Raw genomic sequence first — 11,117 nt, 5'->3', positions numbered from 1 at the left:
GTAGATGTGGGTGAGGTGGCTCTTGACGGTGGCCTCGCTGATGAACAGGGTCCCGGCATCCGCTGACGCGCTTCCTGGCCCGGCGGCTGGCGGTCTCCGTCCTGCTCGCCGTCGGCGTCACCCTGATCACCTTCGTCCTGACCAACCTGGTCCCCGGCGACCCGGCCGCCGCGAACCTCGGCCAGCAGGCGCTCGGCGACCCGGCGATCGTCCAGCAGTTCCGGGAGGACCACGGCCTGGACCGGTCGCTGCCCGAGCAGTACGCCACCTACATGGGCAACCTCGTCCAGGGGGACCTCGGCGAGTCGCAGCAGAGCCACCGCGCGGTCGCCGACGACCTGCGCGAGTTCGTGCCGGCCACGTTCGAGCTGGCCGGGGCGGCGCTGTTGCTGTCGCTGGTGGTGGGCGTGGCGTTCGGCGTGATCGCGGCGCTGCGCCGGGACCGCTTCGCCGACCAGCTGCTGCGGATCACCAGCCTCGGCGGCGTGTCCGTCCCGACGTTCTGGCTGGCGCTGCTGGCCTTCTACCTCTTCTTCTACAAGTTCAAGATCGCGCCGGGCTCGGGCCGGCTCGCCCCGGCGATGACGCCCCCGCCGCACGTCACCGGCCTGTACACCGTGGACGCGGCGCTCGCCGGCCAGTGGGACGTCTTCGCCAGCGCCGTCGGCCACCTCTGGCTGCCCGCGCTGGTGCTGGCCTTCTACACGATCGGCCTGCTCACCCGGTTCACCCGGTCGGCGGTGCTGGAGGTCCTCGGCCAGGACTACGTGCGGGCCGCGCGGGCCAAGGGCCTGCCTGGACGCGCCGTCCTGTTCCGGTACACGCTGCGCTCGGCGCTCGTCCCGGTGATCACGGTGGCGGGGCTGTCGTTCGGCAGCCTGCTGTCGGGCACCGTGCTGGTCGAGGCGATCTACGCCTGGCCGGGCGTCGGCGAGTACGCCTACAAGAGCGCGACGAACCTCGACCTGCCCGCGGTGATGGGCGTCGGCCTGGTGGTGGGCGCGATCTACGTCGTGGTGAACCTGGTGGTGGACGTGCTGTACGGCGTCATCGACCCGAGAGTGAGGCACGCGTGATCCGCAGGCTGCCGGAGGCGTGGCGCAAGCCGCTCGCCGTCATCGGCCTGGTCGTCACGGCCGGCTGGCTGGTCGTCGTGGTGGCCGCGCCGCTGCTGGCGCCCTACGACCCGCTGAGCCAGGCGTTCCCGCGGCTCCAGGCGCCGTCGGGCTCGCACTGGTTCGGGACCGACGACCTCGGCCGGGACGTGCTGAGCCGGGTCCTGTACGGCGCGCGGCTGTCGATCCCGCTGACGCTGCTGCTGGTGACGCTGTCCGTCCTCATCGGCGGGCTGCTCGGGGCGAGCGCCGGGTACTTCGGGCGCTGGCTCGACGAGACGATCATGCGGGTCGCCGACCTCGTGTTCGCGTTCCCGACCGTCATCCTCGCGATGGCCGTGGCCGCCTCGCTCGGCGCGAGCCTGCGCAACGCGGTGCTGGCCGTGCTCGTGGTGTCCTGGCCCGCCTACGCCCGGGTGGCGCGCGGGCTGGTGATCGGGATCCGGTCCCGGGAGTTCGTGCTGAGCGGGCGGCTGCTCGGCATGTCGTCGTGGCGGTCGCTGCGCGTCGACGTGCTGCCGAACGTGACCGGCCCGATCCTCGTGCTGGCCACCCTCGACATCGGCACGCAGCTGCTGCTGCTGTCGGGGCTGTCGTTCCTCGGCCTCGGCGCCAAGCCGCCGACCGCCGAGTGGGGCGCGATGGTCGCCTCGGCGACCCACGTGTTCGACAAGTGGTGGGTCGGCGTCTTCCCCGGCCTCGCCATCCTCACGGTGGTGCTGGCGTTCAACTTCCTCGGCGACACGATGCGCGACGCGCTCGACCCGCGCACCGCCCGAGCGATCAAGGAGCGGGCGCTGTGACCGCGCTGACCATCGAGAGGCTGACCGTCGAGCTGGCCGGACGGGAGATCATCCGGGGTGTCGACCTCGCGCTGGAGCCCGGCCGGATCCACGGCCTGGCGGGCGAGAGCGGCTCCGGCAAGACCATGACCGGGCTGAGCGTCCTCGGGCTGCTGCCGCACGGCGCGCGGACCGGCGGGCGGATCCTGTTCGACGGCTCCGACCTGCTGGCGCTGCCGCCCCGGGAGATGAACGCGCTGCGCGGCAAGGCCGTCAGCATGGTCTTCCAGGACCCCTCGACGAGCCTGCACCCCATGATCGCCATCGGCCGGCAGCTCACCGACCACATGCGCCACCATCTGAAGCTGGACAAGGCGCAGGCGCGCGAGCGGGCGGTGGAACTGCTGGCCAAGGTCCGGATCCCGGACGCCGAGGGCGCCCTCAAGCGCTACCCCCACCAATTCTCCGGCGGCATGCGCCAGCGCGTCGCGATCGCGATCGCGCTGGCCTGCGATCCCCAGGTCCTCATCGCCGACGAGCCGACCACCGCGCTCGACGTGACCGTCCAGGCCGGGATCCTGCGGCTGCTGCGCGGCCTGTGCGACGAACTCGGGCTCGCGGTGCTGCTGGTCACCCACGACCTCGGCGTCATGTCCGCGGTCGCAGACACGATCAGCGTGATGCGGGCCGGGGTGCTCGTGGAGACCGGCGACCGCGCCCAGGTCATGCGCGAGCCCGCCGACGACTACACCCGCATGCTGCTGGACGCGCTGCCCGAGCGAGGGACCTCATGACGCCGCCGGCCACCGTCCGAACGGAGCCCGACATGCCGCTGCTGACCGTCGACGACCTCGTGGTCGACCACCGCAGCCCGGACCGTCCGCCGGTGCGGGCGGTGGCGGGCGTCGACCTCACCGTCGCGCCCGGCGAGGTCGTCGGCCTCGTCGGCGAGTCGGGCTGCGGGAAGTCGACGCTGGCCCGCGCGATCTGCGGGATCGTCCGGCCGTCGGGGGGCTCGATCGGCTTCGAGGGCCGCCCGGTGACCCCGCTGGGGCTGCGCCGCCGCGACCCCGCGCTGACCCGGATCCAGATGGTCTTCCAGGACCCCTTCGCGTCGCTGAACCCGCGCCGCCGGATCGGCCGGCAGATCGCCGACGGCCTGGCCGAGGGCGGCCCGACGCCCGGCGAGCTGCTGGAGCGCGTCGGCCTGCCGCCCGCCATGGCCGACCGCTACCCGCACGAGTTCTCCGGCGGGCAGCGCCAGCGCATCGCCATCGCCCGCGCGCTGGCCGCCCGGCCGGCGCTGCTGATCGGCGACGAGCCGATCTCGGCGCTGGACGCCTCCGCCCAGGCGCAGGTCGCCGGGCTGATGCGGACGCTGACCGTGGAGTCGGGCGCCGGGCTGCTGTTCATCAGCCACGACCTGTCGGTCGTCCGGATGATCGCGGACCGGATCGCGGTCATGTACCTCGGCAAGATCGTCGAGACGGGCCGCACCGACGAGATCTGGGCCGACCCGAAGCACCCCTACACGCGGGCGCTGCTCGGCGCCGTCCCCGTCCCGGACGGCGCGGGCACGCTGCCCGCCGAGCTGCCCGGCGACGTGCCGGACCCGGCGGCGCCGCCGTCCGGCTGCCGGTTCCACCCGCGCTGTCCCCACGCCATGGACATCTGCTCGACGCGGGAGCCCGCGCAGATCGGCGGGGTGGCCTGCTGGCTCTACGACACGGCGGCGGACACGGCGGACACCGCTGGCACGGCGGCGGACACGGTGGCCGAGTGAACGACGACCGCCTGGCGCGGGTACGGGCCCGCCTGACCGAGCACGGGGCCGACGTCCTCGTCCTGCGCCCCTCGTCGAACCTGCGCTACCTCACCGGCTCCGACGAGCGGGGCCTCCTCGTCATCACGCCGGACGGGCCGCCCGAGCACATCGCCTCCGGTGCCGCGGCGGAGGCCGCCGCGCGCATCCCGGTGGGCGCCCGGGTCGCCGTCGACCCGCTGATGCCCGCGCACGAGCTGCTCGCCATCCAGGAGCGGCTCGGCCCGCAGACCCTGTTCGCCTCGGCCGACCCCCTCCTGGCGCCGCTGCGGATGCGCAAGTCCGCCGCCGAGATCGCGGCGATGGAGCGCGCGGCGACCGCGGCCGACCGGGTGATGGCGATGGCGGCGGACCTGCGCTGGTCCGGCGCCACCGAGCGGGAGATGGCGCGGCGGCTGCACATCCTGCTGCTGGAGAACGGGCACGAGGAGGTCACGCTCGTCACCGTCGCGGCGGGGGAGAACTCCGCCGCCCCCTACCACCGGCCGTCCGACCGGGTCATCAACCCCGGGGACGCGGTCCTGGTCAACATCGGGGGGCGACACGAGGGCTACTGCTCCGACCTCACCCGGATGTTCGTCGTCTCCGAGCCGCCCGAGGACTTCGAGGCGCTGTACTCCGTCGTCCTCGCCGCGCACAGCGCCGCCTGCGAGGCGGTGCGGCCCGGCGTCACCGCCGCCGGCCTCGACCAGGTGTGCCGCGAGATCGTCTCGGCCAGCGGGTACGCGGCGTTCCTCGCCCACCGGACGGGCCACGGCGTCGGCCTCGACCAGTTCGAGCCGCCGTACCTGTCGCCGGACGACCACACCGTCATCGAGCCCGGCATGACCGTGTCCGTGCAGCCGGCCCTCTACCTGCCGGGCCTGTACGGCGCGCGGATCGAGGACGTCGTCGTCTGCACCGACATCGGCTCGCGCCGCCTCAACCAGCGTCCCCGCCTGCTGACCGTCACCGACCACTGACCGTGCCGCCGGACGGGCCGCCGCACGGGCCGCCGGACGGGCCGCGCGGGGACGGGCGCCGCGCGGGCCCGCCGCGGCCGTCCGGGACGGGGCGGACGGCCGATACGCTCGGTGCCCATGGAGCATGAGCTGCACCCCGACCTAGAGCCGTTGAAGTTCCTGCTGGGCACGTGGGAGGGCGCCGGCGTCGGTGGCTACCCCACCATCGAGGACTTCAACTTCGGGCAGGAGATGTCCTTCACCCACATCGGCAAGCCCTTCCTGATCTACGCCAGCCGCACCTGGATGATCGAGAAGGACGGGACGCTCGGGCGTCCGCTGGCCACGGAGACGGGCTACTGGCGGCCGCGTCCGGACCACGGCGTCGAGGTCACGCTGGCGCACCCGACCGGGATCATCGAGATCTACGTCGGGAACGTCGCGTTCAACAGGGTGGACCTCCAGACCGACGTGGTCGCGCGGACGGAGTCGGCCAAGGAGGTCACCGGCGGCACCCGGCTGTACGGGCTGATCGGCGAGGACCTCGGCTGGGCCTACGACATGGCCGCGGTCGGGCAGCCGCTCCAGTCGCACCTGTCGGCGCAGCTCAAGCGGGTCGGCTGAGCGGGCACCCCCGGAAAATGAACGATCCCCGGACCTTCCCGCATGGGCGGGCGATGGACAGGACGGGTCCATCGGTCCGGGGACCGGGTAACTGCCTGGGTTTCGCCGGTCACCGTCGCGACCATGGAAGATCCCCGCTCCCGCGGGGCCCGAGGCGGAACGGCGACTAGCGGACAGCCACCTCGCGAGTCCTACAATCAACCATTGTTTGGACCACCTCCTTTCGCGCGTACCCGCAACGTATGTGAGACCTACGGGCCGGGGCAAGCGAGTTTCCGGCGATCTCGCCGGGCATACACTCGGAGCATGGTCGAGTCGTGGCAGGAGGAGCTCCGGTCCAAGGGCTACCGGGTCACCCCTCAGCGTCAGCTGGTACTCGAGGCCGTCACCAACCTGGAGCACGGCACCCCCGAGGAGATCTGCACCGAGGTGCAGCGCACGGCCCGCGGCGTCAACATCTCCACCGTCTACCGGACGCTGGAGCTGCTGGAAGAGCTCGGACTGGTCAAGCACGCCCATCTCGGGCACGGGCCGCCCAACTACCACCTGGCGGCCGACGCGGAGCACATCCACCTCGTCTGCCGCGGCTGCCACACGGTCGAGGACGTCGACCCGGGTGCCGCCGCCGGGCTGGCCGGGCTCCTGGAGCGCGACTTCGGCTTCACGACCGACGTGCATCACCTCACGGTGTACGGGCGGTGCAAGGACTGCCGGGACGCATAACCTGGGCTCATGGAGAGCCCGCTGTTGCAGTCGCCCGGAGCCGTCCCAGCCGACGCGCCCGACCAGGAGATCGCCGCGCACTACGGAGAGCCGTCGCAGGAGCAACGCGCGCTGGAAGCGGGCACGGCGTTCGTCGACCGGAGCAACCGCGGCGTGGTCCGGGTCTCCGGGCCGGACCGGCTGAGCTGGCTGCACAGCCTGCTCAGCCAGAGCCTGGTCGGCCTGCCGCCCTTCGCGCCGACCGAGGCGCTGCTGCTCAGCCCGAACGGGCACCTTGAGCACCACCTCCATCTGATCGACGACGGCGAGGTCACCTGGGCGCACGTGGAGCCCGGCACGGCCCCGGCGCTGGTGGAGTTCCTCGACCGGATGCGGTTCATGCTCCGCGTCGAGGTCGCCGACGCGACCGGCGAGTACGCCGTGATCACCGGACCGGCGGGGGACGGCGACGGCCGCCTCGCCTGGCCCGACGTGTCCGGTACCGTCACCCGCGTCGCGCGCCGCTCGGACGGGTTCCCCGAGGGGCTGCGCCCGGCCGGGCTCTGGGCCTACGAGGCGCTGCGGATCGCCGCGCACCGTCCCCGGTTCGGTCTCGACACCGACCACCGGACGATTCCGCACGAGGTCGGCCTCGTCGACACCGCCGTCCACCTGAACAAGGGCTGCTACCGGGGCCAGGAGACCGTCGCCCGCGTCCACAACCTGGGCCGCCCGCCGCGCCGGCTCGTCTTCCTGCACCTGGACGGCAGCGTCGACCGGCTTCCCGCCTCCGGCGACCCTGTCGAGATCCCCGGCGGGCGGACGGTCGGCGCCGTCGGCTCCGCCGCGCGCCACCACGAGCTGGGCCCGATCGCGCTGGCGCTCGTCAAGCGGAACGTGCCCGTGGACGCCGAGCTGCTGGCGGGCGGCATCGCCGCCGCGCAGGAGGTCGTGGTGTCGCCGGAGACGGGCGCGAACGCGCAGATCGACCTGCGCCGCCGCTCCGCGCCCCGTGCTTGAGGCCCGTGCTTGAAGTCACGTGCTTGAAGTCACGTGCTTGAGGGCCCGTGCTTGAGGGCCCGAACCCGCTGGAGAGGGATCGAACCAGCAGGAGAGCGGTAAAGCAGGGGTAAAAGCCTGACCGTGCGGGAAAGTGGTCGGAGAAGGGCGATTTTCGTCCGGCCACCGTACGGGGAAGGTGGATTCCTTCATGGTCGTGAACGTGGGGAAACCGGAGGCGACGGGCACCAGGCGGGGGACGCGGCGCAGGAGGCGCCGGGAGTCGGCGCTGGTCTGGTGGGCCCTCTTCGCCGCCGTCGGCGTCGCGGCGTGGACGCTCGGCTCGTGGCGCGTCGGGCTGCTCGGGCTGCTGGGCTGGTGTCTTTACCAGTTCATGTTCGTCCCGACGCTGTGCCGCATCATGACGCGGCAGGGGTACTCGTGCAGGGAACGCGCCAGGGGACGGCTGTTCGCCTGCGGGCCGCGCCACCAGCAGGTCAAGAACGACTCCCTGTGGAGCCTGGTGGGCCTGCGCAACCCGCTGCGGACCCGCGCCGCCCGCCGCGCCCAGGCCGAGACGGGCGGCGCCACGAAACGCGACACGGGTGTGCTGGTCGTGTCCCCCGAGGTCCGGGGCCGGCTCGCCCCGGCCGACGTCGGCCTCATCCTGGTGGCCGTCGCCGGGACGGCCGTCACGCTGGTGGGGATGGTCTACGGCCTGCTGTGACACCCGGTCCGCGGGGTCACAGGTCGATGATCACGGTGATCGGGCCGTCGTTGACGAGCGCGACCTTCATGTCGGCCCCGAACACCCCGGTCTCCACGGTGGCGCCCAGTTTCCGCAGTTCCGCCACCACCGCGTCGACCAGCGGCTCGGCGACCGGGCCCGGGGCCGCGGCCGTCCAGGTGGGGCGGCGGCCCTTGCGCGCGTCCCCGTACAGAGTGAACTGGCTCACGATGAGGAGCGGCGCGTCCAGGTCCGAGCACGACTTCTCGCCGTCCAGGACGCGCAGCCCCCACAGCTTGGCCGCCAGCCTGCGGGCCTTCTCCGCGTCGTCGTCGTGGGTCACGCCCACCAGGACCATGAGGCCCGGACCCTCGATCTCTCCCGCGACGCGTCCGTCCACCGACACGCTCGCCTGACTCACCCTCTGGACTACGGCCCGCATGACCATGCATTCTGCCGCTTATGGGAGCAACGACGCTCATCACGGTGGCGCCCACGGGTGCGGAGTCCGCAAAGGCGGACGTCCCTGCCCTTCCCGTCACCCTGGATGAACTGGTCCAGACGGCCAAGGAGTGCGAGGCGGCCGGTGCGGCCGTCGTCCACGTGCACATCCGCGACGACGACGCGCGGCCCACGCTCGACCCGGCCCGGCTGCGGGACACGGTGCGGGCGCTGCGGGAGACCACGGGACTGATCGTCCAGTTGTCCACGGGAGGCGCGGTCACCGACCCGTACGAGGACAGGCTGCGCGTCCTGGACGCCGAGCCGGACATGTGCTCGCTCACCTGCGGGACGGTCAACTTCGGGGACGACGTCTTCATGAACCCGTGGTCGTTCATGGTGGAGCTGTACGAGCGCACCAAGGCCCTGGAGGTCGTCCCAGAGTTCGAGCTGTTCGACCTCGGGCAGATCGCCGCGCTGCACCGCCTCCTGGACAGGCACGGACTTCCCTATGGCGGGCACGTCCACTGCGATCTCGTGATGGGGGTTCCTGGCGGCATGCCAGGAGACGCCCGGACGCTCGTGGCCGCCGTCGAGGCGCTGCCGGAAGGCGCCACCTGGTCGGCCACCGGCGTGGGAAGGACGACCCTTCCCGTCCTTCTGGCGGCCCTGTCGGCGGGTGGGCATCTGCGTGTCGGCATGGAGGACACCGTCACGTTCGCCAAGGGCCGTCCCGTGAGAGCGAACGTCGAGCTGGTGGAGCGCGCCGCCACCGCCGCCACCCTGGCCCAACGCCCGCCCATGCCCGCCGGGGACGCGCGGGCGCTCCTCGGTATCAAATCCCGCTGACCGTGTTTCAGGGGCGACTCTGTCGTGTCGTGAGTGCGAAGGGTGATCGTGTGATGGTCAATCCGGTGCTGGTCGAGGTCGTGCGATCCGGGTTCGTGGAATCGCGGCACCGCGGCGCCGCCGCCGGGCTCGGCGCCGACGGCGCGGCCGTGGTCCGCGCCGGCGCGCCGGAGGAGCCGGTCTTCCCCCGGTCGGCCAACAAGCCGATGCAGGCCGTGGCCATGCTCCGGTCGGGCCTCGACCTCGAAGGGGAGCTGCTCGCGCTGGCCGCGGGCAGCCACTCGGGCGAGGACTACCACGTCGAGGGCACGGAGAAGATCCTCGCCGGCGCCGGTCTCGGTGCCGCCGACCTGCGCTGCCCGGCCCATTGGCCGATCGACCCCGAGGTCGCCCGGGAGCTCGTCCGCGCCGGCGGCGGCGCCTCACGGTCGCGGATGAACTGCTCGGGCAAGCACGCCGCGATGCTCGCCACCTGCGTCATCGCGGGCTGGCCCACCGCCTCCTACCTGGACCCCGGCCACCCCCTTCAACTGGCCGTCGGCCGGGCCGTGGAGGACCTCACCGGCGAGGCGCCGGTCGCGACCGGGATCGACGGCTGCGGCGCGCCGCTGTTCGCGGTCTCCACGATCGGCGTGGCCCGGGCGTTCCGCGCGCTCGTCCTCGCCGCCCCGGGCACCCCCGAGCGGCGCGTCGCCGACGCCATGCGCGCCCACCCGCAGTGGACCTCGGGCACCGACCGCGAGGAGCGCGGCCTCATGGACGCCGTCCCCGGGCTGCTGGTCAAGTGCGGTGCCGAGGGCGTCGACGCCTTCGCCTACGCCGACGGCCGCGCCGGCGCCGTCAAGATCGACGACGGCGCCATGCGGGCCCGGACCCCGGTCACCGTCGCGCTGCTGCGCGCCCTCGGCGTCGACGCCGCCCCGGGCGCCGACGTCCGGGCCCTCGACCGCTTCGCCACCGTCGGCCTGCACGGCGGGGACGAGACGGTCGGCGTCATCCGCGCCGTCTCCGGAGCCTTCCAGTGATCACACGGCGGGACGGCTAAGGGACGTCGTCGTTGTACTTCGTCTCGCCCGGGGCGTAGCTGTGGGAGTAGATGCCCGGCGTGTAGACGTAGTAGCCGCCCTGCTCACCGCCCCGGTGGTTGTCCTGGTCGTTCCGCCGGTCGGGGTGCACCCGGCGGGACGATGCCTCGACGGTGAGGGCCAGCCAGCTGACCAGCGCCACCGTCGCCAGGACCGGAATGATCCACAACCCGATGTAGGCGCCCCGCGGTGCCGAATTGGCCACGGGCGTCATCTCGGTCATGACCGTCGCGATCATGCGGTCCACCTCCCGGAGGTTTCAGCCCCGATGTCGCATTGCGCCGATGGTAGACCCGTCCCCCGGGTCCGGCGCCATGCGCCGGGCGAACACCCGGATTTGGCCGTTTCCGGGCGGCGACTTGGCCGGCGCTTTCAGTTCAGGGCCGGCGCGGTGTCGCCGGGCTCGGCGGCCGGGACGCCGACGAAGCGTTCGCGTCCCGCGGCGAGGCCGGGAAGGGTCATGACCGCGCAGACCACGAGCACCCCGGCCGTCGGGACCGTCCAGCCGCCGGTGCCGTCGCGCAGCCAGCCGATCGCGAGGGGGCCGAGCGCCGCGATGATGTAGCCGACGCCCTGCGCCATGGCCGACAGCTGCGCCGCCATCCGCGCGTCGCGGGCGCGCAGTCCGATGAACGACAGCGCCGTGGCGAACGAGAGGCCCTGGGAGAACCCTAGGACGACCGTCCATCCCCACACCGTGCCGACCGGCGCCCACGTGACCCCCGCGAAGCCCACCGCGGTGAACACCGAGGACAGCGCGACCAGGGGACGCTGGTCCCGGAGCCGCCGTTCGATCACCGGGACGGCCAGCGACCCGAGCGCCTGCACCGCCGCCGACAGCGCCAGCACGTACCCGGCGGGCGCCTCGCCCATCCCGCGATCCTGGCACAGCGTCGGCAACCAGCCGAGCACCACGTACGCCAGCGACGACTGGAGGCCCATGAACAGCGTGACCTGCCAGGCCAGCCCGGAGCGCCACACCGGCGCGGCGGGGCCCCCGGCGGGCGGCGCCGCGCCCCCGGCCCGCGCG

At 73.1% G+C, this 11,117-nt stretch carries 14 protein-coding genes; 11 read left to right on the top strand and 3 right to left on the bottom strand.

Going from position 1 to position 11,117, the window contains the following annotated elements; all coding sequences use genetic code 11:
- The first annotated feature begins 62 nt into the window (after positions 1-62).
- From E1291_RS33315 to E1291_RS33275, 9 genes are all read left to right on the top strand, one after another.
- Positions 63-1,076 (top strand): ABC transporter permease, encoded by a 1,014-nt coding sequence (locus E1291_RS33315; protein ID WP_131742055.1) that lies wholly within the window; start codon positions 63-65, stop codon positions 1,074-1,076.
- Positions 1,073-1,918, top strand: coding sequence for an ABC transporter permease (locus E1291_RS33310; protein ID WP_131742054.1), 846 nt, complete (start codon positions 1,073-1,075; stop codon positions 1,916-1,918). Before E1291_RS33315 ends, E1291_RS33310 begins: the two co-directional genes overlap by 4 nt.
- Complete coding sequence (locus tag E1291_RS33305; protein WP_131742053.1) at positions 1,915-2,691, top strand: ABC transporter ATP-binding protein; 777 nt, start codon at positions 1,915-1,917, stop codon at positions 2,689-2,691. Before E1291_RS33310 ends, E1291_RS33305 begins: the two co-directional genes overlap by 4 nt.
- Positions 2,692-2,723: 32 nt before the next feature.
- Positions 2,724-3,680 (top strand): oligopeptide/dipeptide ABC transporter ATP-binding protein, encoded by a 957-nt coding sequence (locus tag E1291_RS33300; RefSeq protein ID WP_131742052.1) that lies wholly within the window; start codon positions 2,724-2,726, stop codon positions 3,678-3,680.
- Positions 3,677-4,681, top strand: a complete 1,005-nt coding sequence (locus E1291_RS33295) for a M24 family metallopeptidase (protein ID WP_131742051.1) — start codon at positions 3,677-3,679, stop codon at positions 4,679-4,681. Before E1291_RS33300 ends, E1291_RS33295 begins: the two co-directional genes overlap by 4 nt.
- Positions 4,682-4,798: 117 nt before the next feature.
- On the top strand, positions 4,799-5,284 hold the full coding sequence (locus tag E1291_RS33290) for a heme-binding beta-barrel domain-containing protein (protein ID WP_131742050.1): 486 nt from the start codon (positions 4,799-4,801) through the stop codon (positions 5,282-5,284).
- A 306-nt stretch (positions 5,285-5,590) separates the two neighbouring features.
- Positions 5,591-6,007 carry a Fur family transcriptional regulator gene (locus E1291_RS33285; RefSeq protein WP_131742049.1) on the top strand — a complete coding sequence of 139 codons (417 nt, stop codon included), beginning with the start codon at positions 5,591-5,593 and terminating at the stop codon, positions 6,005-6,007.
- Between the two features lie 9 nt (positions 6,008-6,016).
- The gene (gene ygfZ, locus E1291_RS33280; protein WP_131742048.1) at positions 6,017-7,006 is read left to right on the top strand and encodes a CAF17-like 4Fe-4S cluster assembly/insertion protein YgfZ; all 990 of its coding nucleotides are present in this window, start codon (positions 6,017-6,019) and stop codon (positions 7,004-7,006) included.
- A 190-nt stretch (positions 7,007-7,196) separates the two neighbouring features.
- Positions 7,197-7,712 carry a hypothetical protein gene (locus tag E1291_RS33275; RefSeq protein ID WP_131742047.1) on the top strand — a complete coding sequence of 172 codons (516 nt, stop codon included), beginning with the start codon at positions 7,197-7,199 and terminating at the stop codon, positions 7,710-7,712.
- A gap of 16 nt (positions 7,713-7,728) precedes the next feature.
- On the opposite strand, the gene dtd is transcribed toward E1291_RS33275, so the two are convergent.
- Positions 7,729-8,154: a D-aminoacyl-tRNA deacylase gene (gene dtd, locus E1291_RS33270; protein ID WP_131742046.1), complete on the bottom strand. Its 426-nt coding sequence runs from the start codon at positions 8,152-8,154 to the stop codon at positions 7,729-7,731.
- 20 nt (positions 8,155-8,174) lie between these two features.
- On the opposite strand from dtd, the gene E1291_RS33265 reads away from it, so the two are divergent.
- Entirely contained in the window at positions 8,175-9,002 is an 828-nt protein-coding gene (locus tag E1291_RS33265; RefSeq protein ID WP_131742045.1) for a beta-keto acid cleavage family enzyme, read from the top strand.
- A 53-nt stretch (positions 9,003-9,055) separates the two neighbouring features.
- Positions 9,056-10,027, top strand: coding sequence for an asparaginase (locus tag E1291_RS33260; protein WP_165495405.1), 972 nt, complete (start codon positions 9,056-9,058; stop codon positions 10,025-10,027).
- A gap of 16 nt (positions 10,028-10,043) precedes the next feature.
- Here the strand turns inward: E1291_RS33260 and E1291_RS33255 are convergent, their stop codons facing one another.
- Both E1291_RS33255 and E1291_RS42495 read right to left on the bottom strand, forming a co-directional pair.
- Positions 10,044-10,325 carry a hypothetical protein gene (locus E1291_RS33255; RefSeq protein ID WP_131742043.1) on the bottom strand — a complete coding sequence of 94 codons (282 nt, stop codon included), beginning with the start codon at positions 10,323-10,325 and terminating at the stop codon, positions 10,044-10,046.
- Between the two features lie 134 nt (positions 10,326-10,459).
- Positions 10,460-11,117, bottom strand: a 658-nt coding sequence (locus tag E1291_RS42495; RefSeq protein WP_165495404.1) for an MFS transporter, incomplete at its 5' end; no start/stop codon positions are given.

Source organism: Actinomadura roseirufa (genome assembly GCF_900659635.1).
Classification (GTDB): domain Bacteria; phylum Actinomycetota; class Actinomycetes; order Streptosporangiales; family Streptosporangiaceae; genus Spirillospora; species Spirillospora roseirufa.
Note: the sequence above shows the minus strand (reverse complement) of the source record. Positions and strands in the feature narration are given on the sequence as shown.